The 26,364-nt window shown below is 65.6% G+C and carries 27 protein-coding genes and 1 tRNA gene; 17 read left to right on the top strand and 11 right to left on the bottom strand.

Annotation, left to right across the window (positions count from 1 at the left end; all coding sequences use genetic code 11):
- Nucleotides 1-52 precede the first annotated feature (52 nt).
- The 7 genes from AAE021_RS15265 (at nucleotide 53) to dhaM (ending at nucleotide 6,669) form a co-directional block, all read left to right on the top strand.
- Nucleotides 53-382, top strand: coding sequence for an Lsr2 family protein (locus AAE021_RS15265; RefSeq protein ID WP_342023153.1), 330 nt, complete (start codon nucleotides 53-55; stop codon nucleotides 380-382).
- Between the two features lie 119 nt (nucleotides 383-501).
- On the top strand, nucleotides 502-3,009 hold the full coding sequence (locus AAE021_RS15260) for an ATP-dependent Clp protease ATP-binding subunit (protein WP_342023152.1): 2,508 nt from the start codon (nucleotides 502-504) through the stop codon (nucleotides 3,007-3,009).
- Between the two features lie 151 nt (nucleotides 3,010-3,160).
- Entirely contained in the window at nucleotides 3,161-3,676 is a 516-nt protein-coding gene (locus tag AAE021_RS15255) for an amino-acid N-acetyltransferase (RefSeq protein WP_342023151.1), read from the top strand.
- 169 nt (nucleotides 3,677-3,845) lie between these two features.
- The gene (locus AAE021_RS15250; RefSeq protein WP_152220657.1) at nucleotides 3,846-4,022 is read left to right on the top strand and encodes a CsbD family protein; all 177 of its coding nucleotides are present in this window, start codon (nucleotides 3,846-3,848) and stop codon (nucleotides 4,020-4,022) included.
- Between the two features lie 228 nt (nucleotides 4,023-4,250).
- Nucleotides 4,251-5,249 (top strand): dihydroxyacetone kinase subunit DhaK, encoded by a 999-nt coding sequence (gene dhaK, locus AAE021_RS15245; RefSeq protein WP_342023150.1) that lies wholly within the window; start codon nucleotides 4,251-4,253, stop codon nucleotides 5,247-5,249.
- A 2-nt stretch (nucleotides 5,250-5,251) separates the two neighbouring features.
- Nucleotides 5,252-5,893 (top strand): dihydroxyacetone kinase subunit DhaL, encoded by a 642-nt coding sequence (gene dhaL, locus AAE021_RS15240; RefSeq protein ID WP_342023149.1) that lies wholly within the window; start codon nucleotides 5,252-5,254, stop codon nucleotides 5,891-5,893.
- Nucleotides 5,890-6,669: a dihydroxyacetone kinase phosphoryl donor subunit DhaM gene (dhaM, locus tag AAE021_RS15235; protein WP_342023148.1), complete on the top strand. Its 780-nt coding sequence runs from the start codon at nucleotides 5,890-5,892 to the stop codon at nucleotides 6,667-6,669. Before dhaL ends, dhaM begins: the two co-directional genes overlap by 4 nt.
- A gap of 16 nt (nucleotides 6,670-6,685) precedes the next feature.
- Here the strand turns inward: dhaM and AAE021_RS15230 are convergent, their stop codons facing one another.
- Nucleotides 6,686-7,648: an A/G-specific adenine glycosylase gene (locus AAE021_RS15230; RefSeq protein ID WP_342023147.1), complete on the bottom strand. Its 963-nt coding sequence runs from the start codon at nucleotides 7,646-7,648 to the stop codon at nucleotides 6,686-6,688.
- A 183-nt stretch (nucleotides 7,649-7,831) separates the two neighbouring features.
- Here AAE021_RS15230 and AAE021_RS15225 point away from each other — a divergent pair, with 183 nt between their 5' ends.
- The gene (locus tag AAE021_RS15225; protein WP_342023146.1) at nucleotides 7,832-8,449 is read left to right on the top strand and encodes a hypothetical protein; all 618 of its coding nucleotides are present in this window, start codon (nucleotides 7,832-7,834) and stop codon (nucleotides 8,447-8,449) included.
- A 47-nt stretch (nucleotides 8,450-8,496) separates the two neighbouring features.
- On the opposite strand, the gene disA is transcribed toward AAE021_RS15225, so the two are convergent.
- The 3 genes from disA to AAE021_RS15210 form a co-directional block, all read right to left on the bottom strand.
- On the bottom strand, nucleotides 8,497-9,573 hold the full coding sequence (disA, locus tag AAE021_RS15220) for a DNA integrity scanning diadenylate cyclase DisA (RefSeq protein ID WP_342023145.1): 1,077 nt from the start codon (nucleotides 9,571-9,573) through the stop codon (nucleotides 8,497-8,499).
- Between the two features lie 192 nt (nucleotides 9,574-9,765).
- Nucleotides 9,766-11,133, bottom strand: a complete 1,368-nt coding sequence (gene radA / locus AAE021_RS15215; protein WP_342023144.1) for a DNA repair protein RadA — start codon at nucleotides 11,131-11,133, stop codon at nucleotides 9,766-9,768.
- A gap of 103 nt (nucleotides 11,134-11,236) precedes the next feature.
- Nucleotides 11,237-12,367: an FUSC family protein gene (locus tag AAE021_RS15210; protein WP_342023143.1), complete on the bottom strand. Its 1,131-nt coding sequence runs from the start codon at nucleotides 12,365-12,367 to the stop codon at nucleotides 11,237-11,239.
- A gap of 248 nt (nucleotides 12,368-12,615) precedes the next feature.
- On the opposite strand from AAE021_RS15210, the gene pstS reads away from it, so the two are divergent.
- The 4 genes from pstS (at nucleotide 12,616) to pstB (ending at nucleotide 16,855) form a co-directional block, all read left to right on the top strand.
- On the top strand, nucleotides 12,616-13,743 hold the full coding sequence (gene pstS / locus AAE021_RS15205; protein ID WP_342025435.1) for a phosphate ABC transporter substrate-binding protein PstS: 1,128 nt from the start codon (nucleotides 12,616-12,618) through the stop codon (nucleotides 13,741-13,743).
- A gap of 221 nt (nucleotides 13,744-13,964) precedes the next feature.
- Complete coding sequence (gene pstC, locus AAE021_RS15200) at nucleotides 13,965-14,897, top strand: phosphate ABC transporter permease subunit PstC (RefSeq protein WP_342023142.1); 933 nt, start codon at nucleotides 13,965-13,967, stop codon at nucleotides 14,895-14,897.
- Entirely contained in the window at nucleotides 14,897-16,000 is a 1,104-nt protein-coding gene (pstA, locus tag AAE021_RS15195) for a phosphate ABC transporter permease PstA (protein ID WP_342023141.1), read from the top strand. The genes pstC and pstA overlap by 1 nt, the downstream gene beginning before the upstream one ends.
- Before the next feature lie 75 nt (nucleotides 16,001-16,075).
- Nucleotides 16,076-16,855 (top strand): phosphate ABC transporter ATP-binding protein PstB, encoded by a 780-nt coding sequence (gene pstB / locus AAE021_RS15190; protein WP_342023140.1) that lies wholly within the window; start codon nucleotides 16,076-16,078, stop codon nucleotides 16,853-16,855.
- Between the two features lie 64 nt (nucleotides 16,856-16,919).
- Here the strand turns inward: pstB and AAE021_RS15185 are convergent, their stop codons facing one another.
- The 3 genes from AAE021_RS15185 to AAE021_RS15175 all read right to left on the bottom strand — a co-directional run bounded on the left by AAE021_RS15185 (nucleotide 16,920) and on the right by AAE021_RS15175 (nucleotide 19,421).
- Nucleotides 16,920-17,930, bottom strand: a complete 1,011-nt coding sequence (locus AAE021_RS15185) for an inorganic phosphate transporter (RefSeq protein WP_342023139.1) — start codon at nucleotides 17,928-17,930, stop codon at nucleotides 16,920-16,922.
- On the bottom strand, nucleotides 17,931-18,548 hold the full coding sequence (locus tag AAE021_RS15180) for a nuclease PIN (RefSeq protein ID WP_342023138.1): 618 nt from the start codon (nucleotides 18,546-18,548) through the stop codon (nucleotides 17,931-17,933). It abuts the gene before it with no gap.
- A gap of 228 nt (nucleotides 18,549-18,776) precedes the next feature.
- Nucleotides 18,777-19,421 carry a hypothetical protein gene (locus AAE021_RS15175; protein WP_342023137.1) on the bottom strand — a complete coding sequence of 215 codons (645 nt, stop codon included), beginning with the start codon at nucleotides 19,419-19,421 and terminating at the stop codon, nucleotides 18,777-18,779.
- Between the two features lie 246 nt (nucleotides 19,422-19,667).
- Here AAE021_RS15175 and AAE021_RS15170 point away from each other — a divergent pair.
- Nucleotides 19,668-19,740: transfer RNA gene (locus AAE021_RS15170), tRNA-Lys, on the top strand.
- A gap of 106 nt (nucleotides 19,741-19,846) precedes the next feature.
- Here the strand turns inward: AAE021_RS15170 and AAE021_RS15165 are convergent.
- A complete protein-coding gene (locus AAE021_RS15165) occupies nucleotides 19,847-20,227 on the bottom strand; it encodes a CDGSH iron-sulfur domain-containing protein (protein WP_425362410.1) in 381 nt (126 codons plus the stop codon).
- A complete protein-coding gene (locus AAE021_RS15160; protein WP_342023136.1) occupies nucleotides 20,224-21,315 on the bottom strand; it encodes an iron-containing redox enzyme family protein in 1,092 nt (363 codons plus the stop codon). Before AAE021_RS15160 ends, AAE021_RS15165 begins: the two co-directional genes overlap by 4 nt.
- Nucleotides 21,316-21,527: 212 nt before the next feature.
- On the opposite strand from AAE021_RS15160, the gene AAE021_RS15155 reads away from it, so the two are divergent.
- From AAE021_RS15155 to AAE021_RS15140, 4 genes are all read left to right on the top strand, one after another.
- The gene (locus AAE021_RS15155; RefSeq protein WP_342023135.1) at nucleotides 21,528-22,121 is read left to right on the top strand and encodes a hypothetical protein; all 594 of its coding nucleotides are present in this window, start codon (nucleotides 21,528-21,530) and stop codon (nucleotides 22,119-22,121) included.
- Nucleotides 22,122-22,170: 49 nt separating this feature from the next.
- The gene (locus AAE021_RS15150; protein ID WP_342023134.1) at nucleotides 22,171-22,494 is read left to right on the top strand and encodes a GNAT family N-acetyltransferase; all 324 of its coding nucleotides are present in this window, start codon (nucleotides 22,171-22,173) and stop codon (nucleotides 22,492-22,494) included.
- A gap of 148 nt (nucleotides 22,495-22,642) precedes the next feature.
- Nucleotides 22,643-23,374 (top strand): hypothetical protein, encoded by a 732-nt coding sequence (locus AAE021_RS15145; RefSeq protein WP_342023133.1) that lies wholly within the window; start codon nucleotides 22,643-22,645, stop codon nucleotides 23,372-23,374.
- Complete coding sequence (locus AAE021_RS15140; protein WP_342023132.1) at nucleotides 23,371-24,105, top strand: hypothetical protein; 735 nt, start codon at nucleotides 23,371-23,373, stop codon at nucleotides 24,103-24,105. Before AAE021_RS15145 ends, AAE021_RS15140 begins: the two co-directional genes overlap by 4 nt.
- A gap of 222 nt (nucleotides 24,106-24,327) precedes the next feature.
- Here AAE021_RS15140 and AAE021_RS15135 read toward each other — a convergent pair whose 3' ends face one another.
- Nucleotides 24,328-24,606 carry an HPr family phosphocarrier protein gene (locus AAE021_RS15135; protein WP_342023131.1) on the bottom strand — a complete coding sequence of 93 codons (279 nt, stop codon included), beginning with the start codon at nucleotides 24,604-24,606 and terminating at the stop codon, nucleotides 24,328-24,330.
- A gap of 38 nt (nucleotides 24,607-24,644) precedes the next feature.
- Nucleotides 24,645-26,354, bottom strand: coding sequence for a phosphoenolpyruvate--protein phosphotransferase (ptsP, locus tag AAE021_RS15130; protein ID WP_342023130.1), 1,710 nt, complete (start codon nucleotides 26,352-26,354; stop codon nucleotides 24,645-24,647).
- Nucleotides 26,355-26,364 lie beyond the last annotated feature (10 nt).

Genomic DNA, 26,364 nt, shown 5'->3' with positions numbered 1-26,364 from the left:
CTATAAGTGGTCTCATTATCGTTTTCCCGGTTTAACTGCTTAGGAGCCTGTCGTGGCGCAAAAGGTAAAAATCATTCTGGTCGATGACCTCGATGCTGGAAGTGCGGATGAGACCGTACGGTTCGGCCTTGACGGGGCGCAGTACGAAATTGACCTGTCGACCGACAATGCCAAGAATCTCCGGGCGGCCATGAAGCCGTACCTGGATGCCGGGCGCAAGGTGGGAGGCGGACGCACGGGACGCCCCCGCACCGCCGGCTCAGCACGCAACAATGAAGCAGCGCAGATCCGCGAGTGGGCCCGGAACAACGGGTACACCGTTTCCGAGCGTGGACGCGTGAACAGTGAAATCATCGAAGCCTACCGGGCAGCCCAGAGCTAGGACCGTGGACATGGCCCCGGATTATTCCGGGGCCGGTTCTCACGCCTAGGGCGAACACGCTCCTTAAGCACGCACAGGACACGTAGCATCGAATTACGCGTTAGCTAGGAGTGTGCCTCATGTTTGAAAGATTTACCGACCGTGCCCGTCGCGTTGTCGTGCTTGCCCAAGAAGAGGCTCGCATGCTCAACCACAACTACATCGGCACCGAGCACATCCTGCTCGGGCTCATTCATGAGGGTGAAGGCGTAGCAGCTAAGGCCCTGGAATCCCTGAGTATCTCGCTCGGTGCCGTGCGCGAGCAGGTGCAGGAGATTATTGGCCAGGGCCAGCAAGCCCCCTCCGGCCACATCCCCTTCACCCCCCGCGCCAAGAAGGTCCTGGAGCTCTCCCTTCGGGAGGCCCTGCAGCTTGGCCACAACTACATCGGAACCGAGCACATCCTGCTCGGCCTGATCCGTGAAGGCGAAGGCGTGGCCGCACAGGTGCTGGTCAAGCTGGGCGCCGACCTTAACCGGGTGCGCCAGCAGGTCATCCAGCTGCTGTCCGGCTACCAGGGCAAGGAGCCCGTCAGCTCGGGCGGCCAGCAGCAGGAAGGCCAGCCCGCGGGTTCGGTCGTCCTGGATCAGTTTGGCCGCAACCTGACGCAGGCTGCACGGGAATCCAAGCTCGATCCCGTCATTGGGCGCGAGCATGAAATGGAACGGGTCATGCAGGTCCTGTCCCGCCGCACCAAGAACAACCCTGTTCTTATCGGTGAGCCCGGCGTCGGCAAGACCGCTGTAGTCGAAGGACTGGCCCAGGCCATTGTCCGCGGCGACGTTCCGGAGACCATCCGTGACAAGCAGCTGTACACCCTTGACCTCGGTTCCCTCGTTGCCGGTTCCCGGTACCGCGGTGACTTCGAGGAACGCCTGAAGAAGGTCCTCAAGGAAATCCGCACCCGCGGCGACATCATCCTCTTCATTGACGAGATCCACACCCTTGTGGGCGCCGGTGCCGCTGAAGGCGCCATCGACGCAGCCTCCATCCTGAAGCCGATGCTGGCCCGTGGCGAACTGCAGACCATCGGTGCCACCACGCTCGATGAGTACCGCAAGCACATCGAGAAGGATGCCGCCCTCGAGCGACGTTTCCAGCCGATCCAGGTCAAGGAACCTTCCGTTGCGCATTCCATCGAAATCCTGAAGGGCCTGCGGGACCGCTACGAAGCGCACCACCGTGTGTCCATTACGGATGCCGCGCTGGCTTCGGCGGCAACCCTGGCTGAGCGTTACATCAGCGACCGGTTCCTGCCGGACAAGGCGATTGACCTGATCGACGAAGCCGGTGCCCGGCTGCGCATCCGCCGGATGACGGCTCCGCCCGAGCTCAAGGAAATCGACGAGCGGATCTCCGCCCTGAAGCTGGAAAAGGAATCAGCCATTGATTCCCAGGACTTCGAAGGCGCCGCCAACCTGCGGGACAAGGAGCAGAAGCTCCATGACCAGCGGGCCGAAAAGGAACGCCAGTGGAAGTCCGGGGGACTGGACGACATTGCCGAGGTGGATGAGGAACTCATTGCCGAGGTGCTTGCCAACTCCACCGGCATTCCCGTGGTCAAGCTCAACGAGGAAGAGTCCACGCGCCTGCTCAAGATGGAAGACGAGCTGCACAAGCGCGTCATCGGTCAGGACCAGGCCATCAAGTCCATCTCGCAGGCCATGCGCCGTACGCGGGCCGGACTCAAGGACCCGAAGCGTCCGGGCGGCTCGTTCATCTTCGCCGGTCCCACCGGTGTTGGTAAGACTGAGCTGGCCAAGGCACTCGCCGAGTTCCTCTTCGGTGACGAAGAAGCCCTGATCACCCTGGATATGTCCGAATACTCCGAGAAGCACACCGTTTCCCGGCTCTTCGGTGCCCCTCCGGGATACGTGGGCTACGAAGAAGGCGGGCAGCTGACCGAAAAGGTCCGCCGCCGTCCGTTCTCCGTGGTGCTGTTCGACGAGGTGGAGAAGGCGCACGCCGACCTTTTCAACTCGCTGCTGCAGATCCTCGAAGACGGCCGCCTGACTGACAGCCAGGGGCGGGTGGTGGACTTCAAGAACACCATCATCATCATGACCACCAACCTGGGAACCCGGGACATCTCCAAGAGCGTCTCCACCGGTTTCCAGTCCGGCACCGACACCAAGACCGGCTACGACCGGATGCGTGCACGGGTCACGGAGGAGCTGCGCCAGCACTTCCGCCCCGAGTTCCTCAACCGTGTTGATGACACCGTGGTCTTCCCGCAGCTCACGCAGGACGAGATCGTCCAGATCGTGGACCTGTTCCTGGAACGCCTGGGCAAGCGCCTGGCGGACAAGGGCATGACCATCGAGCTGACTCCGGCGGCCAAGGTTCTCCTTGCCACCCGGGGCTACGATCCCGCCATGGGTGCCCGGCCGCTGCGCCGGACCATCCAGCGCGAAATCGAGGACCAGCTGTCCGAGAAGATCCTCTTCGGGGATCTGAAGCCGGGCGAACTGGTGTCCGTGGACGTGGAGGGCGAAGGAGACGACGCCAAGTTCACGTTCGTCGGCCACGGTGCGCCGAAGGCACTGGAGGAAGCGCCGTCAGCAATTGAAGCCGGCGTGGGCGACTAGCCAAACAGCCGCACAGCGGCACTGAGGGAACCCGGAGGGCATACTGCCCTCCGGGTTCTGTCGTTAAGCCGCCGTTCCCCGGCTCGGGGCGCCGCCGGCAACCGAACGCCGTGTTACGCCCTGACATTTGCGCAGGTCTTAGACTGAACCGGTGACTTCTGCCTCAACCATCACCGTCCGCCGCGCCCGCACTTCCGACGTTCCCCGCATCCGTGCCATGGTGGCGCCGCTGGCCGACGAACGGATCCTGGTCGCCAAGGAAGCGGTGGCCTACTACGAGGGGCTGCAGGAATTCCGGATTGCCGAAGGGCCCGACGGCGAAGTGGTCGGCTGCGGTGCCCTGCACGTGATGTGGGAGGACCTCGCCGAAGTGCGGACCCTGGCTGCGGAACGCAGCTGGCGCGGCCGCGGCGTCGGGCATGTCCTGCTGGAGGCCCTCCTGGCGGAGGCTGGGGAAATCGGCGTGCAGCGGGTTTTTTGCCTGACCTTTGAAGTGGACTTCTTCCGCCGCCACGGATTCGAGGTGATGGCAAACCAAGCCGCCGTGGACCCGGAGGTCTATTCCGAGCTGCTGCGCTCCCATGACGAAGGCGTGGCGGAGTTCCTGGACCTGGCCCGCGTGAAGCCCAACACCCTGGGAAACACGCGCATGATCCGAACGCTGTAGCGGTTTCTGCGGCTTTCGCGTGTTCGCGAAGAGAGTAACCGGGGGTGCGCCGCTGGTCTTTCGCCGCCGGAGGTGGATAAGGTCAGGTTACTTAGCATCACCAACGGCTCGAAACAGGGCGGCGGTTTGATAACCGCCCGGGGCCACGATCAGAAAGCGGGATCCACTTATGGGCGCAGATGACAAGGTGCAGAATTCAGCCGAGAAGCTTGGCGGCAAGGTAAAGGAAGGCTTGGGAAAGGCCACCGGCAACGAGCAGATGGAAGCCGAAGGCCATGGCGATCAGGCCAAGGGCAGTGCCAAGCAGGCCGGCGAGAACATCAAGGACGCATTCAAGGGCAAGTAATTCCCTGAAGAACTGCTGTGGGAGGGGCTTCGGCCCCTCCCACAGCTGTTTAATCCGGCGGTTTAGCCGCGCCGGGCATGCCGCCGCCCCGGGAACACCCGGATCCCTCCAGCCTGTCCACTGACTCCGGCCCGGGGTATGGTCGTGAACAACTCAGGATAATCCCGTGACCGGGGCAGCGGTGCCGTTCCGGCCCGCGGCCTCTTCGCTGAAGGAGCTGCTGGAGCAATGAAAAAACTCATCAACGATCCGCGGCGGGTGGTCGCCGAATCGCTGGCCGGTTTCGGCCTGGCCCACCAAGATCTGGTCCGTGTGCACGCCGATCCGGACTATGTGGTGCGGCGGGAGCCGGCCCGGAACAAGGTGGCCCTGGTTTCCGGCGGAGGAAGCGGACACGAGCCGCTGCACAGCGGATATGTGGGCCGTGGCATGCTCGACGCCGCGGTCCCCGGCGCCGTCTTCACCTCGCCCACCCCGGATCAGATCCTTCCGGCCATCACCGGCACGGACACAGGTGCCGGGGTCCTGCTGATCGTGAAGAACTACACCGGGGACATCCTGAACTTTGAGACCGCTGCGGAGCTGGCGCAGGCAGAGGGCATCAGCGTTGCCACCGTGGTGGTGAACGACGACGTCGCCGTCGAGGACTCGCTGTATACCGCGGGCAGGCGCGGGGTGGCGGGAACGGTGCTGCTGGAGCGCATAGCGGGAGGCGCCGCGGAACGCGGAGACTCACTGGAGCAGGTGAGCGCGGTTGCCGAACGGGTCAATGCCAACGTTCGGTCCATGGGAGTGGCCCTCGCGCCGTGCACCGTTCCCCACGCCGGGGAACCGAGCTTCACTTTGGCGGACAACGAAATTGAGCTCGGCGTCGGTATCCACGGCGAACCCGGCCGGCACCGGATGCCAATGGCGGACGCAGACAGCATCACCGACCAGCTGCTGGAACCCATCCTCCAGGACCTGGGGGCAGCATCAGGGGACCCGGTCCTGCTGTTTGTTAACGGCATGGGCGGCACGCCGCTGAGCGAGCTGTACATCGTTTACCGCCGCGCGGCCGAAGTCCTGGCAGAGCGCGGCATCCGGGTTGAGCGGTCGCTGGTGGGCAACTACATCACGGCGCTGGACATGCAGGGCGCCTCGATCACGGTGCTGCGCCTGGATGAGGAAATGACCGGGCTTTGGGATTCGCCGGTGCACACGCCGGCACTGCGGTGGGGAGCATGAGCATGGCACTGAACGCGGATTGGGCAGCCAGCTGGATGCGGGCCTCGGCGGCGGCCATGGCGGAGAACCGCCAGCGGCTCATCGACCTGGACCGGGACATCGGCGATGCCGACCACGGTGAAAACATGGACCGCGGCTTTTCGGCGGTGGTGCAGAAGCTGGATGCTGACGGGACGCCGGCAACTCCGGGAGCGGTGCTGAAGCTGGCGGCGATGACCCTGATGTCGAAAGTCGGCGGGGCCGCGGGACCCTTGTACGGGACGGCCTTCCTGCGCGCCTCCACGGCGGTGGGTGAAAGCGGCGATCTGGACCCGGACGGCGTCGTCGCGCTCCTCACCGCGGCGCGGGACGGCATTGTGGCACGGGGGAAGGCCGAGCCCGACGACAAGACCATGGTGGACGCCTGGACGCCGGCAGTCGAAGCGGCGCAGACGGCTGCGGGGGCGCAGGCAACCGGCGCCGAGGTCCTGGCAGCAGCCGCCAATGCGGCCGCGGCGGGACTCGCGGGCACGGAACCGCTGATCGCGCGCAAGGGACGGGCCAGCTATCTGGGGGAGCGGAGCGCGGGACACCTGGACCCCGGGGCGGCATCCACCGTCCTGATCCTGCAGGCCGCCGCCCAGACCGCGGAAGAGGCAGCATGAGCGTTGGACTCGTTATTGTTTCCCACAGCGCAAAACTCGCCGAAGGGGTCCGTGAACTGGCCGCGCAAATGGCCGCCGACGTGAGGATCGTGCCGGCGGGCGGAACCGACGACGGCGGCATCGGCACCAGCCTCGAAAAGATCTCCGCTGCCATCTCCGCTGCCGACACGGGGGACGGGGCGGTATTGCTGGCCGATCTGGGTTCTGCCGTCATGACAGCCGAGACGGCGGTGGAATTCCTGGACGATGAGCAGCGCGGCCGGGTGCGGCTGGCAAACGCGCCGCTGGTGGAAGGAGCCGTGGCTGCCGCCGTCGCCGCGCAGACCGGCAGGGAGCTGGCCGCGGTGCTTCAGGAAGCCGAGTCTGCCGGAAGTGTCCCGGCTCCGGCCGGAACATCCTCCGGCGGTCAGGCAGCGACGGGCGGTCCCTCCCCAGCGTCCACCCCGGCAGGCACCGGCGGGCTGGCTGCAGAAGCTGATGAGGACGATGACTTTGACGGAATGGACGCCGACGGCGAGGGGGTCCACACCGGTTCCTGGGAGCTGATCAACCCTGCGGGGCTGCATGCCCGGCCCGCAGCCGCCGTTGCCCAGGCCATGTCGGACCTGGACGCCGAGGTGCGCATCAATGGCGTGGACGCCAAGTCAGTGATGCTGCTGATGTCGCTCGGGCTCGGGCAGGGGCAAACCCTGACCCTGGCGGCCCGCGGTCCGGATGCGGCCCGCGCCGTGGAGATCATGGCCCTTGAGGTGCGGAACGGCTTCGGGGAAATCTAGGGTTCGGGGATCGGGTTCACCCCGGCAGCTGCACCCCGGAGCCGGTCTCCTCGGCGAGCCTGTCCGCCAGGAGCCCGGCCAGCGCCCGCTCCAGCTGCTCCACCGGCGCGTTGATGGCGTGCAGCTGGGCTAGTGCGGCCGCCTCCGGCGGAGCTGGCTCCGATCCGGCTTCCGGCGCGGCCGCCGGGAGGAGGTCCACCGGGCCGAGCAGGGCTGCCCGCGGGACCGGGGCCGATGCATGCCGCAGCACGGCCATCACGGCACCGCGGACCTGCCGGTCGGTGCCGGCCCAGGCCTGTCCCCTGGGCACATAGTCCGGAGGCGGCTTTCCGGCCGCCACCCAGGCGCAGTGGTTGACGACCGGGCAAGTGCCGCATTTGGGGCTGCGTGCCGTGCAGACCAGGGCGCCCAGTTCCATCACCGAGGCGTTCCACGCCACTGATGCTGCGGCATCCTCGGGCAGCAGGGACACGGCCAAACGCATTTCTGCCGCATTCAGCGCCGGGGCCGGAAGGGCACTGCCGGTCAGCGCCCGGGCATGGACCCGGCGGATGTTGGTGTCCACCACCGTTTCCCGGCGGCCAAAGGCAAAGGAAGCCACGGCGGCGGCCGTGTAGCTGCCCACTCCCGGCAGGGTCAGGAGCTCGGCATGGGTATCCGGGACCCTTCCGTTGAAATCCGCGGTCATGGCGGTGGCCGCTGCGTGCAGGCGAAGCGCCCGGCGGGGATAACCGAGCCGTCCCCACGCACGCACTGCTTCGCCGCTGGGCTCGGCGGCAAGGGCGGCAGGGTCCGGCCAGCGCTCCATCCACTGTTCCCACACGGGCAGCACGCGGACCACTGGCGTCTGCTGGAGCATGATTTCGCTGACGAAGATCCCCCACGGCGTGCATTCAGCCTTCCGCCAGGGGAGGTCGCGGCCGTTCGCGGTAAACCAGCTGATGATTTCCGTGTGCAGCTGCCGGGGGCCCGGTTCCATGCAATCTCCCTTGCTTATGACCAGCAATACTTTACTGACCGGCGTGGTGCGGCGGGTAATCCGCAGCGGTGTACCTAGCCTTAAGACATGGTTGGGAACGGGTCATCAAACACTTCGTCCGGGAGCACTGCTCCCGGTCGGCCGAGCGCGGCTGTCTACCGGCGGCGCAGGATTGTGGCCGGTGTGCTCGCGCTGCTGGTCGTGGTTGGTTTGGTTGTGGGCATCACAGCGGTGGTGAACCAGCTGCGGGGGGACGACGCCGCGGCCTCGGACACCAGCGAAGCCACTATCCCCGGCCCGGGCGACACACCGGGTGCCGCGGACCCAGCGGCGGACTCCGCCGCGGAACAGCCAGCCACACCAGACGCTTCAGAGGCCCCGGCCCCTGACGCGACGGCGCCGGCCGGGGCAGCCAAGGCCTGCCCGACGGACGCGGTCCAGGTTTCCGCCACCACCGACGCGCTGAGCTACTCGTCCGGAACGAATCCCATGCTGACCATGACTGTCACCAACAACGGGGCGGAGCCCTGTGAGGTGAACGTGGGGACGAGCCAAATGGAGTTCATGGTGACCAGTGGCTCGGACCGCATTTTCTCCTCGGTCGACTGCATGCAGGACAGCCAGGACCTGATGATGGTCATCGAACCGAAAACGGTGGAAACCGCCAAGTTCAGCTGGGACCGCAAGCGGTCCGCCCCCGGCTGTGCCGAGGTTTCCAGCAACCCCAATCCGGGCACCTACATGTTCACGGCCCGGCTGGGCGGAACCACCAGTGAGTCCACTCGCTTCGACCTGGAATAGTCCCGGGACCCGCTGCGAACCCCACCAGGGTGTCCCCGGCGGAAAGGCTACATAAAGCGGTCAAGCAGGCTGGTTTCGGCGATCCGGGACAGCCCTTCCCGTACGGTGCGTGCCCGCTGCTCGCCGATGCCGTCCACCGTCATCAGGTCATCGATGTTGGCCGCCATGAGATTCTGCAGGCCGCCGAAATGGTCCACCAGCCGGTTCGAGACAGCCGGCGGAACTGACTTGATGTTGCTCAGGAGGCGGTAGCCGCGCGGCTGAACCACGGCTTCCAGCGAATCCTGGCCCGGCTGGAATCCAACAACGGCGGCAATCTTGCCCAGATCCACCATGTCCGAGGCGCTGAGATTCTGCAGAGTGGCCACTTGGTCCTCGGCCCGGCGGTCACCGTCATGCAGGTCGGCGTAGTCGCGGACAATCATTTCGCTGCCCGGTCCCAGCCCGGCCGTCAGTTCCTCGAGCTGCAGGGACAGCAGCCGGCCGTCCACTCCCAGCTCCAGAACGTACTGGGATATTTCCTCGGAGATCCTGCGGACCATCTCCTGGCGCTGCAGGGTAACGGCAACGTCCCGGACGGTGACCATGGCTTCGATTTCCAGGGCCGAGAGGGAGTTGGTCACCTGGTCAAGGCGTGCGCGGTAGCGCTCCAGAGTGGCAAGGGCCTGGTTTGCCCGGGCCAGCACCGGTTCGGAACCCTCCAGCACGTGCCGGAGGCCCCCAACGTAGAGCTGGATGATCTGCATGGACTGGCTGACCGAGATCACCGGGAACCCGGTTTCAATAGCCACCCGCTCCGCCGTGCGGTGCCGGGTGCCCGACTCGTGCGTCTCGATGGTGTGATCCGGAACCAGCTGCACGGCCGCACGCAGAATGGTCTTGGCATCCTTGTCGCAGACAATGGCGCCGTCCATCTTCGCCAGTTCCCGCAGGCGGGTGGGGGAGAAATCGATGCCGATGTCGAATCCACCGGAACAAATGGAATCCACGGTGCGGTCAAACCCGAGGACGATCAAGGCACCCGTGCGTCCGCGCAGGATACGCTCCAGTCCGTCGCGGAGATCGGTTCCCGGCGCGACGCGGGCCAGCGTGGCCTTCAATGAATCTTCGGGACTGCGTGCCATGGTCACTTCCTTCCGGCCATCGGGCCCACGGGCGTTCTGGGCGGGCGCTGCACAGACACTTTCCCTATAGTAGTGGTCCGGCAGGGGACAATGGCCACTTTTGTGCCGTGCGAGTGCTGGAAGTTCGCCGCCGCTCTCCGCTGCCTGCCGCCCATTTCACAACGTCGGTAGGGAGCAGCGAAGGGTGAGTCCCTAGAAGAGCAGTTCCAGCGCTTCGGCGAGGGTGCTCACTTCGCGGACCCGGAAGCCGGCCGGAACCGCAACGGGTCCATTGGGCGAAGCCGGGACGACGGCGTGGGTGAAGCCCAGGCGCTCGGCCTCGGAGATCCGGCGGGCAATGCCCGGGACGGGCCGGACCTCACCGGCGAGCCCCACCTCACCGAAGGCAATCAGCTGCGCGGGCAGGGGTTTGTTCATCTTGGCGGACGCGACGGCCAGGGCAACGGCCAGGTCCGTGGCGGGCTCGCTCAGCTTCACACCTCCCACGGTTGCCACGTAGCTGTCATCCTTGGCCAGGTTCATGGAAGCCCGCGCCTGCAGCACGGCCAGGAGCATGGCCACCCGGGAGGAATCCAGCCCGCTCGTGGCACGGCGGGCCTGGGCGTTGCTGGTTTCGGCAAGCAGCGCCTGGACTTCGGCCAGCAGGGGGCGTTTTCCCTCCAACGTGACGGTGATGCAGGTGCCGGACACCGGTTCCTTGGTGCGGGAAACAAAAAGCCCGGACGGATCGGCCAGCCCCTCGATTCCTTCCTCCGTCAGGTCGAAACAGCCCACTTCGTCGGTGGGTCCATACCGGTTTTTTACCGCGCGCAGCAACCGCAGCCGGGAGTGGCGGTCCCCGTCGAACTGGCACACCACGTCCACGAGATGCTCCAGCAGCCGGGGGCCGGCGATGGAACCGTCCTTGGTGACATGTCCCACCAGCAGCGTGGTCATGTTCCGTTCCTTCGCTGCGGCAATCAGGGAAGCGGCAACTTCGCGGACCTGGCTGACGCCCCCGGCACTGCCGTCCACGGCAGCGCTGCTGAGCGTCTGCACGGAATCAACGATCAACAGCGCCGGCTTTACCTGTTCCACCTGGCCCAGTGCCTGGCCCAGATCCGTTTCCGCGCTCAAATACAGGGAATCGGAGACCGCCCCGATGCGCTCCGCACGCAGCTTCACCTGCGCCGTGGATTCTTCCCCGGTGACGTACAGGACATCCCTGCCCCCGTTCCCCACCTTCGCGGCAACATCCAGCAGCAGGGTGGACTTGCCCACGCCTGGTTCACCGGCCAGCAGGATCACCGCGCCGGGGACCAGCCCTCCGCCCAGCACCCGGTCCAGTTCATCAACTCCGGTGGCCTGGAACGCAGCCGAGGTGGCATCGACGTCGGCAATCCGCAGCGCCGGCCGGGCCACTGTGGTTGCCGCAGTGGTGCGGGCGACAACTTCCGCGGCTTCCTCGACGGTTCCCCAGGCCTGGCATTCCCCGCAGCGTCCCACCCACTTTGCCGTGGTCCAGCCGCACTCTGCACAGCGGTAGTTGGCGGTTTTCGCGCGGGAAGTCTTGGTGGCCATGAAAACAGGCTATCCCGCGCCGGTGACACTTCCCGCAGGAGCGGATCCCGGTCCGGCAGGAGCGGATCCCGGTTCGGCGGGAGCACCGCCGGCCGGTTGGCCGCTAAACCTCGGCGAGGTAGCTCACGGCCTCTTCATGGGTGAGCCCGGTGGATTCGAGCAGGTCCACCACCAGTGGCCGGAAGAGCATGACCAGGGCGTCCCCCTGGATATCGGTCACGCCCAGGGTGGCGGGATTCAGCCGCTCTCCCACCAGGGCCAGTTCGTTACGGGCCTGGCGCAGGTGTTTTTCACGCGTTCCCGCTGATTCCCCTCCGGCCAGTGCCCGGGCGAGGATGTCCACGGCTTCCGCCGTATCGTTCACGACGTCGGCCACCCGGTCGATGGCGTCATCATGCAGGGCTGCATGGTTGATCACCGAGGTGGTGCGGCGGGCAAACACCCTGCTGTTGCGCACCGCCAGATCCAAATACCCGATGGAGCCGCGCAGGTCCCCGAGTTCGGCCAAATGGCGCCGGTATGCCGGGGAGATGCGGGCCACCTCCCGGGCGTCCCGGACGCTGCGGGCCAGGGCATCGAGCTGCGGCTGGGTGTTGCGGGCGCGGACCAGGGCGTGCCAGGCAATGGTGGAATCGCTTTTCGCCACAGCTTCGGCACACTGGCGCAGCACCGCGGACAGCTCATGCAGCAGGTCCCGGACATTGGCTTGCGGTTCGCGCCGCGGGTCCCGGGGTGCCAGCATGGTCACGAGCAGCGCAAACAGCCCGCCCACAATGGCATCGAGGCTGCGGGTGAAAACGCCGCCGTCAGGTGCCGGAAGCAGCACCACCAGCAGCGACTGAAGGCCAAGCTGGGTCGTGAAGATGACGCCGCGGTCCAGGAAGCGCGCCAGCATGACGGACAGAAAGAGGACGACGGCGGCCTGCCACAGACCGGTGCCCAAAAGATGCAGGAGCAGTTCCCCGATGGTGATGCCGAGGGTGCAGCCAATGCCCACCTCCAGCACCCGGCGGGTGCGGGGCTCGCGGGAGAAGCCGAGGGATATCAGGGCGGCAGTGGCCGCAAAGAGCGGCCCTTCATGGCCCAGGATGTACTGCGCAAACGCGTACGCGCCCACGGCGCAGATAGTCATCTGCAGGGCGGGCACCACCGAGTTTCGGCTGCGGTGCAGCCCTACCCGTACCCGGTTTTGCAGGAAGCCCCGGCTCTGGGCAAGTCGGTCGCGTGGGGGCATGCCAACAGTCTAGGTCCCGTCCACCTCCAGCCTCCATCCGGAACCGTTCCGTGACGCCGCGGACAGCCCTTCTGAGCGCCAGGTGCCCGGCGGGGCAAAACGTTTCCCGGTTCTCCCAGTGCTGTTCACCTTTCGTTAACCTTCCCCGGCCACGATCGATACAGGGACGGAAACAGTCCGCCCCAGCGAACGGCCCCCGCGTGCCACTGCCTGCACCGGGGATTCGGCCCTTGAAAGGGATTTACGTGTTGGTTTCTGGAAAATTCAGTACTGCAGCCGTCCTCCTGTCGGCAGCAGCCCTCACTCTCACTGCCTGCGGCAGCGACAGTGCAACGGCTCCCGCCGGCGGCACCCAGTCCTCCTCCTCATCGGAAAGCACCGTCACCGGAACCCTGTCCGGCGCCGGAGCATCCTCCCAGGATTCCGCCATGCAGGCCTGGATTGCCGGGTTCGGCGAAGCGAACCCGGGAGCATCAGTGCAGTACTCAGCGGACGGCTCAGGCGCCGGCCGGGAAGCGCTGCTGGCCGGCGGCGTGCAGTTCGCCGGCTCCGACGCCTACCTGGACGAGGAAGAGGTTGCCGCGGCCGCTGCGGTCTGCGGCCCCGAGGGCGCCCTGCACATTCCCGCGTACATTTCACCGATCGCCGTGGCCTTCAACCTGCCCGGCGTCGACGAGCTGAACCTGGATGCCACCACCATTGCGAAGATTTTCCGCGGCGAGATCACGGCATGGAATGACCCGGCCATCAGCGAAGCCAATCCCGGCGTGGAGCTGCCCTCCACCCCGGTCACCCCCGTGCACCGCGGCGACGAGTCCGGTACCACGAAGAACTTCACCGAATACCTTGCTGCCGCCGCACCGGACGCCTGGACGGACAAGGCCTCCGGTGAATGGCCTGCGGAAATCGGCAATGGCGAGAACGCCTCCGGCACCGGCGGCGTCGTGTCCCTGGTGACCTCCACCGAGGGTGCGGTCACCTACGCCGACGCTTCTGCAGCAGGCGACCTGGGCACGGTCAGCGTCCTGGTGGGCAGCGACTACGTGGCACTTAGCTCGGAAGCCGCTTCCAAGGCCGTCGAGGCCTCCACCCCCGTGACGGGCGAGGGCCGCCCGGACGGCGACATGGCCATGGAGCTGGACCGCGACACAACGGAATCCGGCGCCTACCCGCTGGTCCTGGTGTCCTACCACGTCTACTGCACCGGCTACGAGAACGCTGAAACGGTTGACCTGGTGAAGGCCTTCGGCGAGTACGTCGTGAGCGAAGAAGGACAGGCCGCCGCCCAGGACGCAGCAGGAAACGCACCTCTCTCGGAGGCGCTGCGGGAGAAGGCAGTAACGGCGCTCGAGGGCATCACCGTCCTGCAGAAGTGATTCGGGCAGGACAATAAAACCGGCATGACAGTAAAGGCGGTACCGCAGATCCTGCGGTGCCGCCGGTCCCGTGCAGGAACCGGCGGCACCGGAAGACATGCTGTGCGCGGCGTCCGCAGCCGGTCCGGTGGTGAGGAGTGCTTCACGGCCCGGACTGGGAACCGGCGCAGGGTCAGTAGAGTGTTTAAGTAGATGCCAGTGAAGAACCGAAGGGTAGTGCAGTGTCCAGCAAGTCCATAGAAGGTACCGGCGGAGCCGGCCGTGCCGGAGACAAGGTCTTCTCCGGCATCACGCTCCTGGCCGGCTGCCTGATCCTGCTCGTCCTGTTTTCCGTGGCAGTTTTCCTGCTCTGGCAGGCCCTGCCCACATTCACCGCAGACTCCGCGGACATCAGCGGCGGAGAGGGTTTCTTCACCTACATTTGGCCCCTGGTCATCGGTACCGTGATAGCCGCAGCGATCGCCCTGGCCATCGCAACCCCGGTGGGCATCGGCGTCGCACTCTACATCTCGCACTACGCACCGCGCCGCATGGCGCAGGGCTTTGGTTACCTGATTGACCTGCTGGCTGCCATTCCGTCAGTGGTCTACGGCGCCTGGGGCATGATGGTCCTTGCGCCGGCCCTGGTGGGACCGTACACGTGGCTTGCGGAGAACGTCGGCTGGATCCCGATTTTCGCCGGTCCGGCCAGCCAGACCGGAAAGACCATTCTGACCGCCGGAATTGTGCTGTCCGTCATGGTGCTTCCGATCATCACATCACTGACCCGTGAGATCTTCCTGCAAACCCCGAAGCTGCATGAGGAAGCCGCCCTCGCCATGGGTGCCACCCGCTGGGAAATGATCCGGATGGCGGTGTTCCCCTTCGCCCGGCCGGGCGTCATCAGCGCCGTCATGCTGGGACTGGGCCGGGCCCTGGGCGAAACCATGGCGGTGGCCCTGGTGCTGTCCTCCGGTGGCCTGATCGCCAGCCTGATCCGTCCGGGAAACCAGACCATCGCGGCCGAAATTGCCCTGAACTTCCCCGAGGCCTACGGCCTGCGCCTGTCCGAGCTGATTGCCGCCGGCCTGGTGCTGTTCCTGATCACCCTGGCCGTGAACGTGATTGCGCGCTGGATCATCAGCCGCCATAAAGAATTCTCCGGAGCCAACTGATGCAGACACAAACACTCAGCCGCCGTCCGGCCACGCTGACCAAAAACCGGCTGCCCCGCTACGCAGTGGGGGTTGCCTTCGGCGCAGCGCTCATCCTCGGCGCGGCACTGTCGGCCCTGATCGGCTTCGGCATTGCCAGCTTCACCATCTTCACCGCCCTGATCTTCGTGGCGGGAGCCACCGGCGTCACCGCAGCCGTGGAGGGCCGCCGCCGCGCCGTGGACCGGTTTGCCACCTATCTGGTCTGCGGATCCTTCCTGCTGGCCCTGGTGCCGCTGATCTCGGTGATCTTCACCGTTCTGTCCAAGGGGCTTGCCGGACTGAGCCCGGACTTCCTGTTCACCTCCATGGGCGGCATGACCGGAGCCGTGGACAACAACAGCGTCCAGAACGACAGCCCCGTGCTCGGCGGGGCGTACCACGGCATCGTGGGCACCCTGCTGATCACACTCTGGGCCACCATCATCTCCGTGCCGATCGGCCTGCTGACCGCCGTCTACCTGGTGGAGTACAGCCACGGAGGCCCGCTGTCCCGCGCCATCACCTTCTTTGTGGACGTCATGACCGGTATCCCCTCCATTGTGGCCGGGCTCTTCGCCGCCGCCTTCTTCGGACTGGTCTTCGGCCCCGGCGTGCGGACCGGATTCGTGGCCGCCGTCGCGCTGTCGGTCCTGATGATTCCGGTGGTGGTGCGTTCCACCGAGGAAATGCTCAAGATCGTTCCCAACGAGCTCCGTGAAGCCGCCTATGCCCTGGGCGTGCGCAAATGGCGGACCATCCTCAAAGTCGTGGTGCCGACGGCGATCTCCGGCATTGCCTCGGGTGTAACCCTGGCCATCGCCCGGGTCATCGGCGAGACGGCTCCACTGCTGGTGACCGCCGGTTTCGTGAACACCATCAACATGAACGTGTTCGCCGGCTGGATGACCACGCTGCCCACATACATTTACCGGCAGCTGATGAGCCCCACATCGCCCACCAACACGGACCCCAGCACCCAGCGTGCCTGGGCGGCCGCGCTTCTGCTGATCATCATGGTGATGCTCCTGAACCTGGGTGCCCGCCTGATCGCCCGCCTCTTCGCGCCCAAGACCGGCCGCTGACAAAAGCCGTACCGCGGCAGGCGCGGGCGCAAGCGCCGGCCCTGCTTCCGAGAATTTTCGAACAGAAGGAAACACATGTCCAAGCGAATCGACGTCAAGGACCTCAACGTCTACTACGGCGACTTCCTGGCCGTAGAAAACGTCAACATCAACATTGAGGCGAAGTCCGTCACCGCCTTCATCGGCCCCTCCGGCTGCGGCAAGTCAACGTTCCTGCGCACACTGAACCGGATGCACGAAGTTCTGCCCGGTGCACGGGTGGAGGGCGAGGTCCTGCTGGACGGCGAAAACCTCTACGGCCCGGGAGTGGACCCCGTGACCGTCCGCAGCCACATTGGCATGGTGTTCCAGCGGCCCAACCCGTTCCCCACCATGTCCATCCGGGACAACGTGCTGGCCGGCGTGAAGCTGAACAACAGGCGCATTTCCAAGTCCGACGCCGATGACCTGGTGGAGAAGTCCCTCACCGGAGCAAACCTGTGGAAGGAAGTCCGGGACCGCCTGGACAAGCCGGGTTCCGGCCTTTCCGGCGGTCAGCAGCAGCGCCTGTGCATCGCCCGCGCCATTGCCGTGTCCCCGGAAGTCATTCTGATGGACGAGCCGTGCTCGGCCCTGGACCCGATTTCCACCCTCGCCATTGAGGACCTGATCGAGGAGCTCAAGAGCGAGTACACGGTGGTCATCGTGACGCACAACATGCAGCAGGCCGCCCGGGTTTCGGACAAGACGGCGTTCTTCAACATTGCCGGCACCGGCAAGCCGGGCAAGCTGATCGAATACGCCGACACCCCGGTGATCTTCAGCAACCCGGCCCAGAAAGCCACCGAGGACTACGTCTCCGGCCGCTTCGGATAAACCCGGTGCGCTAAAACGCCCCCGGATCCTGGTGCATGCCGGGATCCGGGGGCGTTTTGTGTTTTTACAGCATCGGGCTGAGCGCCAGGAAGAGGATCCCGCCGAGCACTGCAGTGGCCGGTGCCGTTGTCAGCCACGTCACCAGGATCTCCCGCAGCGGAATGAAACGGACCGTGGAAAACCTCTGGTTGGCGCCGGCGCCCACGATGGCCGATGTCATGGTCTGGGTGCTGGAGAGCGGAATCTGCAGCCACAGGGCACCCATGAACAGCATGGAGGAGCTGACCGCCGTCGCGCTCATGCCGCGCAGCGGGTCCATGCGCACCAGGCGGTTACCCAGCGTGTGGCTGATCCGCCAGCCGCCGAAGAGGCTGCCGGCGGCCAGCGCGGTGCCGGCGAAGACCTGCACCCAGAGCGGTATCCCGGCGTCTGAGGAGTAGCCGGCAGCCACCAGGGCCAGGACAATCACGGCCATGGTCCGCTGCCCGTCCTGCATGCCGTGGCCAAGTGAAAACGCCGATGTGAACACTGACTGGGCAATCCGGTTTCCGGCATCGCCGCGGCGCGGCGAGCTGTAACGCATGAGCCAGGTGGTGGGAAAAACCAGCAGGTAGGCCAGGACAAAGGCCACCACGGGGGAGAGCAGCAGCGGCAGGACAATCTGCTGCAGCAGCACCTGATAGGACTCGGCGATGTTGGGCCCTCCCACCAGCGTGGAAGCCGCGCCCGAGCCCACGATGCCGCCCACCAGGGCGTGTGTGGAGGAGGATGGCATGCGCCGCCACCAAGTCCACACGCCCCAGCCGGACGCGGCCAGCAGCCCGGCGATCAGGATGCCGAGCCCCGAGGTTCCTTCGGGCAGCTGGATGAAGCGGTCAGCCAGCACCAGGGCAAGGGCTGTGCTGAGCAGTGCGCCGGTCAGGTTGAAGACGGCGGCCAGGATGACGGCGACCGTTGGCGTCAGGGCGCGCGTGCGGACGGAGGTGGTGACGGAGTTGGAAACGTCGTGGAAGCCGTTGATGAACGCGTAGGCTCCGGCAAAAAGCACGACGGCGGCCAGCAGGAACGGCTCCACCTAGGATTCCCGGACCAGGATGCCGCCCACTGCCGTTGCGCACCGGCGAAGCTGCGTAGCGGCGCCGGCCAGCTGCTCGGCAAGGTCGCGGTGGCGGGCATAACTCAGCGGTTTGTGGTCGCGAAGGAGTTCGGAGACCCAAATGCGGTGGATGCGTTCGGCCCGCTTGGACAACCTCAGCATTTCAATCCAGTAATCATCGAGGTCTTCAAGGGATGCCAGCCGGCGCATCGCGGCGACCGTCAGCTCCGACTGCCGTCCAATGACTTCGAGCTGTTCGGAGGCGCGGCCCGAGATGCCGGTGAGCCGGTACAGGGTCGCCACTTCAGCGGCGGCGTCCAGATTCTCCATGGCCGACATCAGAATGAGTGATAGACCATAAAGATCCTCACGCGGCAGGGGATTGATGAAGCTGGAGCGCATCTGGGTCATCAGGGCAAAATGCAGATCAGTGGATTCGGCCTCCAGCTGATGCATCTGCTCAGCGAGGCGTCCGTAGTCCTCCGGGTCTGCTCCGAGAACCTCGGAAAGGGTTCCCACGCCGCGTGCCAGCACGCTTCCCATCTTGGAAAGCAGCTCAAGCCCGGCGTTTTCCTGAGGGAAAAGCCGCAGCCTCACTGGGTAATCCGGGAAGATTGAATGCTGTACCGGCCCTGCATGAAGTAGGTCACGCGCCTAAGATTATCGGCTGGGCGGGAAGACACAAAAGCGGTGCCGGACCGGGAGCGCCTCTCGGCGGAAGGCCGCTCGAAGCGGCTCTAAGTTGAAGCCCGGGGGTTCCGCAGTCCGACACCAATTTCAGTTTTCTACTCTTGGCCGGCGATGTCAACATGAGCTCCGGCGGGCCTAGTCCAGCTCTCCCCGCCGCCAGGCGGCAGCGGAGTGTTCAAGGTCCTCCGCCGTTTTCACGAGCTGGCGCGCATTACGGGTCAGCTGGGTGGCAGTTCCGGTGCTCCCGGTCTCCGCGGAATCCGCATGATGGGTCTGCCCGAGGGCCACCACGCGGCAGAACGCGGCAAACCGTTCCAGAGCCACATCAAAGTCGCCCTCAAAGGCTCCCGAGAGGATGGTGTCGGCCATGGCTTTGACCTCGTCGGCACCCAGGGGCTCTGCGACCCCGGCCACAACCTTGGATACCTGTGCAACATCCTTGCCCGCCGCGTAGTACGCGGCGACACGCTCCGGATTCTGCTGTGTCGCTGCGCGGAGGGCGTAGAGGCGCCACAGGGCTCCGGGCAGCGAGCGGGGAGGGCTTTCCGCCCACAGCTCAGCAATGGATTCAAGCCCCTGTTTGTCGGCGAGCTTGACCAGACGGCGGGTGATCTCCGGATCATCGCTCTCCCGCCCGTGATGAACCAGGGCCTGCGCGGCCAGATGGGCAGCTTCGGAGACCCGGGCAGGATCCGCGCCTCCGGGGAAGTTGGCGAAATCCAGCGGAGCGTACAGCTTGGGCTTGTGATGCCGTGGCGGCATGGAATTCGACTCACTCATAATTTGAGAATACTCCGCAGCGGGAACAGGCGTCGAGGCGGGCCCGGCACCGAAGGCCATGCCTTCCAACAGTGCACGGACGCGCGAATCACAAAGAGTGCGGCACGGTTTCGTGAGATGCGTCCCTCGTGCGATAAAGTGGAGAAGTCGATTCGTCGGCGGCTTGACCGGCATCAGTTTCCCGGGGCTTTTCCTGCCGGAAAACCCCTGGAATACCGGGCTGGACAGCCGTCCCGATACGGCGGGGGGCCTTTAGCTCAGTTGGTAGAGCATCGGACTTTTAATCCGTGGGTCGTGGGTTCGAGCCCCACAGGGCCCACCCTGGAATGGGGCCGGTTATCCGGAAGTGGATAACCCGGCACATTGGAAGCACCCCGGTCTGAGGACCGGGGTGCTTTTCTTTTGCCCGGTTTTGCCCGGTTTTGTCAGGATGCGGCGTCGCTGCTGCGTTCGACGACGGCGGGCGGCACCGGGCGGCGCCGCGAGGTGTCGAATTTCATCAGCTTGTGCGTTCCGTCGCAGTACGGCTTAATCGCGGATCCGCCGCACCGGCACAGGGCAACAGTTTCCCGGTCCCTCGGAAGGGGAATTCCGTCAGGGGTGACAATCTCGAAATCGCCCCGAATCAGGAGCGGCCCATTGGGGCAGGCCACCACCGAAGCCGCGGGCCGGGCCTCACCGGGCACCGGATCGGGCGGGGAGCCGGCAGGACAGCCTCCGCAGTCGCCCGCGGCTGACGCCGGGCTGCCTTCAGGCTGCGGCTGTTCGGCCGGTTTCGGCACCCCTGACGGGGCGGCGGGGGTCACGGTGTGACTCCGGCAGCCAGGGCGGCGCCAACGAGGGCGCTGGCTCCCGGCGCCGGAACGGCGGACCCGGCCTCCCGCAGGGCCGACCGGCCATCCTGCCAGGCAGTGAGCTGGTCTCCGCCCATCATGGCGTCCAGGGTCAATACGGTTGCTGCGCCAAAGAGGACATCGGAAAGAAGTGCGGGGTCTGACTCAACCAGGCCGCCCGCCAGGTCCCGGGCGGCAATCTGCTCATGCACGGCGTCGGCTTCAACATGTTCATCGAAGTAATAGGTGACGCTGTCATCAAATCCCAGCCGGCGGAATCCCCGGGCGTAGAAGGAATTGGGGATGGATGACGTCATTTCAAAGGCGGCAAGGTGCCCGGCGATCGCGCCGCGCAGCCTGCGGTTCAGGCCGAACAGGGACATGGCGTTTGAGGAAGCCAGCGTCAGTGCCGGGACAAAATCCAGATACCATCCGTACTCCGTTTCCAAGTCCAGCCCCTTCATGGTGACGCCGAAAAGGTGGGAGTGCATGCGTTCGGGCCGCCCGCCGCCGTACTCGTCGGCCTGAATCTCGATCAGCGCCGCCTTTGCCCGGCCCACCGGCAGGCGGGGAATCGCCCAGCTGTGGGGATCGGCTTCCTTCAACTGGTACACGGAACGAAGGATCAGGAACTCCTGGAGCTGTTCCCTGGTTGCCTTGGATGCGACAAAACGGGACACGGATGGACCGTCGTCGTCGGCCGCCATGCGGAACAGTTCCTCGGCCACCGCCTCGCTGGTGGCTTCCGGAAGGGCGGGAACGGGAACTGCGCGGCGGAGGGCTGCCTCGAAGACCGCCTCCAGCTCCAGCCGCAGACCGACCAGTGCCGGATGCCATTCGAGGCTGTCAGGGACTCCGTCGAGTCCGCTGTAGTGCAGTTCATAGAGGCAGAAAAGGGTTAGCTGCAGATCATCGTCACGGAGGATGTCTCCGGTTTCGGCGGCAGCCCGGCGGGATGCTTCCGTCAGGGCGGCCAGATCCCCGGGGGTCGGCCCGTCCTGCGTGCGCAGCAGGTCAAGGAGTGTGGTGCTGACAGGTCCGCGCGGTGCGGGAATCTTCATTCTTATCCTTTGGGCTCCGTGAAATGAAAGTACACCGTTGCCGGGAACGGCGGGGCCGGTCCCGGACGGTAAATTCAGAACATCAGCATACTTGGCATTAGCGCGCCGGACCCAAACTCCGGCTGGTGGCCGGTGCGGGATTATTGACCTTTGCGGGCATTCGGCGTGTGATGGGAGTAACCGATCACGCTAGCTGCGGAGAAGAGGGACCAATGCCGCAAGTTGACGCAAGCGCCGGATTTCTCATTCCCGCACTGATCCTGATGGCGGCGGCCCTGGCCCTGACCGCCATGAGGGTGGATGCGGCCCTGGAGCGCGGGGACGGCGAGAGACTGTTCTGGATCAGCTTCACCGGCCTGCTGACTGCCCTGCTGGCCGTGGCGTGGGCCGTTGCCGGCAATCCGGGGGCGCGGCCTTGGGTTGGACTGGTGGCCGTTGCGGGGGCTGCCGGGGCCGCGGGCTGGGTGCGGGTCCGCAGCCGGCGGCGCCGTGAGGAGCGGTTGCGGGACGAACGCGGCCGGCGCATCGCTGCGCTTGAACGCCGGCATGACGCGGTGCTGCTCAGCTGGAGCTCGTACGAGCTCGATGACTGGAAGGCACTGGAGCGGCCCGGACTCAAGGACGCGTCCCGGCCTGAAACCAAGTCCTTGATGCAGGCGATGAAGGCCGCGGCAGCGCTCCGCCCGCAGCCCGCCGTGTCGGACCTGGCTGAGGCGGAATTGGACAGCTATGAGGCTGCGGTGGCGGGGTTGGAACAGGCATGGGAAAACGCCGAAACATCGGCCGGGGACGGCCGGGCCGCGTAACTGGAAAAAGCTATGGACGAAATGCCGGTTAGGTGTCAGGCTCATGGGCATGACCGGGCGCAGCAGGGATGACGTCAACCTCTCCCACAACCTTGACCGCAGCCGCTACGAGCTCCGCGTGGGCGGTGAATTAGTGGGTACGGCCGAATACGCGGAATATATCGAAGCGCCGGAATCGGTGGCCCTGACCCATACGGTGGTGCGGGAGGCTTTTCGGCACCAGGGCTATTCTTCGATACTGGTCAAATTCGCTGCGGAAGACATCATCGCGTCGGGCCGGCGCATCAAGCCCTATTGTTCCTACGCGGCGTCCTACCTGGCCAAACATCCTGAGTTCAGCCACCACGTGTCCTGGCCACAGGAAGCCCGGTAAGCCCGGTAAGCCCGGCGGGGATGAAACGCCCCCTGCGTTAATTGAAGCTGGCTCCCCGCTCTGCATATGGGGGGAACGCAGAAGGGGGAGCCAGTTGAAATAGTATAGTTGCATCCGTCCGGAGAAACCAATTGGGGGGGTGTTGTCCGTGTCCGTGTCTGCAAAGGCGTTCCAGGACTGGCGCGCCACAGCTGCCCCTCTCGAAACCACTGCGGATCTGTGCCGGCTGGCCGGCATCAAACGCTCCACGCTTGCCCAGCAGCTGGTCCGTGGCAAGGTTTCGGTGAGCACCGTGGTTCAGGTGGCGCGGGCCTGCGACCAGGACCCTGTTGAGGCTCTGTCCTACTTCGAGGAGTACCGCGATCTGCGGGCGGGGATGCGTCCTCCGTCGTCAGCGGAACTGATTAGCCAGGTAACCTACGTCTGCATTCTGGAGCAGGTGGTGGCCAGGAGCCGGCAGCCCGGCCTTTCGCCTGAGGAAATGCCCGCCCTGTGCGCGTTTCCGCACCGGTACTCGGTGCGCGGCTGGTTCGCGGCAGTCGATCCGGGCGATCTGAGGCAGCGGCTCAGTGCCAGCACTGGAGTGGCGCCGCAGAACCTCTCCGCACAGCTCACGGCCGGGCGCCTGGCCAGCGGACTGGCCGTGGAGGCCGCCCGGCTGGCAGGTGTTTCACTGACGAGCGGGCTCGTGGCAACGGGCATGCTCACCCCCGATGAATGCGGCTGGCCGCGCGGCGGACGGGAGCAGGCGCTTGCCCAGCTCTCCGATGCTGACCTGGTGATCCTTGCCCGGGACCGGCTGGACGCGCTGGGCAAGGTCCTGAAGAAGGTCGAGAACGAGGAAAAAAACAACTTCGCACTTATGGAGCAATTGGGATGACATTACAGTGGGCGGCCCTTGGTGCGGCCCTTTTCTTCGCACTGCTGCGGGTGCCGGCTGCCATTCGCGGTGATAACCGGGGAATGTTCTACGCCCTGATTTTCCTGTCCGCAGCCATGGCGTTGAGCATTCCGTACTTTTACCTGCCGGTGGACTCCCTGCTGGGAGGGGTCAATGCTGCGAACCTCCTCTTGAGGTATTTGCTGTTTGCTGTCCTCCTGATTGTGGGATTGAAGGCCGCTGTGGCTTTCCAGGCTCAGCTTGCGGCTCGTTTGATCGGCGGGCCGGTGGGGATGATCGTCCTGGCGGCTTGCGCCGTATCGGTGGCGGTGCTTTACGTACTCAGCGACCTGCCTGAATCCTCCACCGCGCTCGCCGCATACTGGGACCAGGACACGGTTCACGCCTACGGAGACAGTGCCCGGCTGTACCAGATCTACGTGGGTGCCTGCCTTGTCCCTTCACTGGTCGGTTCCGCCGCTGCATCCCGGCTTCCGGCCGATATCCGGGTGAGCGCCGCCCTGCTGGCACTGGGGTTGGCCGCCTCGGTCATTCACTCCGCACTGTCCCTTGCCGCGATAAATCCGAACATCGGCGTATGGGACACCGTGCTTCCCTATTCCGCCGTCATCGTGGTGTCTCTTGGACTGGGCATTATGTGGAATGCACGCAGGATCGCCAAGCGGCGCCCCAAGCCCGGATTGCTGGCCAGAGCGTACGCCTCCAGGTAAAGAATCTGCAACGAACATTCACATTTTCATCATCCTGTGCCAGAATTATGATTATGTAACATCCGCTGCCTGTGGGGGGTCAGCGTGAGGTTACAACCGAAGCCAGCGGATTGCTCCGCTGGCTTCGCTGTATCCGTTTGCCGCGAATGCGCGGCAAACACAGAAAGCGGGAGTTCCGGGAAATCCGAAGCTCCCGCTTTTACTTTTATCGAACAACGCGGCTTATTGCGCGTCCAAATCGGTTTCCAGGACTTTGACCAGGGCATCGAGGGCGTCGTCGGCGCCGTCACCTTCGGCACGCAGCACCACCACATCTCCGTTCGAGGCACCCAGGCTCATCAGCGACAGCATGCTCGCGGCATCCATCGCCTCGTCCGCAGGCTCCCCCTCCATCGCAATGGTCACGTCCACCGGCTGTGCCGCTGCGGCCTCGGCAAAAATTGAGGCCGGGCGTGCGTGCAAACCGACCCGGCTGGCAATTGTGGCTTTACGTTCTGGCATGGGATGTTTCCTTCCGGTTGTGGGGTGAGGGGAGGGCGTTACAAGCCAAGCTCCTCCAGGAGGGGAAGCCGGCTGCGCACTGCTGTCCGCGCCTCCGCCGCGGAGGCAGCGGCCAGGGCAAGCGATGCCAGGTCCTTGGCTTCGGCTATGCTCACCGAGGCGAGCACCGCTCCCACCGAGGCCAGCGCCCGCGGGGTCATGGACAGCGTGTTAACGCCCAGCCCCGCCAGCACGACGGCGAGTGCCGGGTCCGCGGCGGACTCCCCGCAGACACCCACATTCTTGGGTGACTCCACCGAATCTGATCCAGCCGCAGCCTCGGCGGCGCGGGCGCCGTCGACAGTGTTCTTGATCAGCCGAAGGACTGCCGGCTGCCATGGGTCATTCAGGCTGGCCAGGGAGCCAAGCTGCCGGTCCGCCGCCATGGTGTACTGCGTCAGGTCGTTGGTGCCGAGGGAAGCGAAACGGACCCTGGACAGAATCGCCTGCGCCATCACAGCCGCCGCGGGGACCTCGATCATCACGCCGGGGATGGCAAGCCCGGCCCCGGTGCACATCACAGCGAAGTCGGCGGCTTCGTCTGCGGTTGCGATCATGGGAGCCATCACCCAGACGTCGGCCTCGTGGGCCCCTGCTGCAATGGCAATCGCCTCCAGCTGCCGTGCCAGCACACCCGGCGATGTGCGGTCGGTCCGGTAGCCCCTCACGCCCAGCGCGGGATTCGGCTCGGTGGTGTCGGTCAGGAACGGAAGCGGTTTGTCAGCCCCGGCGTCCAGGGTGCGGATGACGACCTTCCGGCCCGGAAAGGCCTCAAAAACACTTCCATAGGCCTGCACCTGCTCCTCCACGCCGGGTTCGGAATCCCGGCCCAGGAAGCAGAATTCGGTGCGCAGCAGGCCGATGCCTTCGGCGCCGGCAACGGCGGCAGCCCGGGCGTCCTTGCCGGACCCAACATTGGCGAGCAGCGGAACAGCGTAACCGTCCGACGTCGTGCCCTTGCCGCTGAACGGCGGCAGGGAGACCCGGGCGGCGTACTTTTGCGCCGCTTCCCGCTCGGCTGTCCCGGGCTCCACCACAACGGTTCCGGCAGCCCCGTCGATAAACAGCTCGGCGCCGTCGGGGATGGAGTCCGATTCCACCGCCCCGACCACGGCGGGAAGCCCCAGGGAACGGGCCAGGATGGCCGTGTGGGACTGGGGTCCGCCGCCGGACGTGACCAGTCCGATCACTTTGGCGGGATCCAGGGTGGCAGTGTCAGCGGGGGCCAGCTCCTCGGCCGTGAGGATGAACGGAACATCCGACCCCGGGATCCCGGGTGGGGGCAGTCCGTCCAGCTGGGCGACAATCCGGGCCCTGACGTCGAGCACGTCCTGCGTGCGTTCGGCCATATAGCCGCCCAGGCTCTGCAGCATGGCGGCCACTTCCATTCCGGCCTCCCAGACAGCCCGTTCCGGGGTCATGCCGGCATTGATGTGCTTCCCGGCAGCCTTGAGCAGCATCGGGTCGGTGGCCATCATGGCCGTGGCGTTCAGAACCGCCTTGGCGTCACCGGATGCTGTCTCCGCGCGGTGGCGCAGATCGTCCCGAACGTCCTCGGCGGCATCCTTGAGCCGCGCTTTTTCTCCGTCGACCGTTTGGTCCGCACCGAACCGGGCATCCGCTGCGGGCTCGGGCACCGGGGGCGGCATCCGCAGTGAGGGCCCCAGCACCCGCCCGGCGCTGACTCCGATTCCCGTGATGGTCCGCATCAATGTGCCT

It is taken from the genome of Arthrobacter citreus, from assembly GCF_038405225.1.
GTDB classification, from domain to species: domain Bacteria; phylum Actinomycetota; class Actinomycetes; order Actinomycetales; family Micrococcaceae; genus Arthrobacter_B; species Arthrobacter_B citreus_A.
Note: the sequence above shows the minus strand (reverse complement) of the source record. Positions and strands in the feature narration are given on the sequence as shown.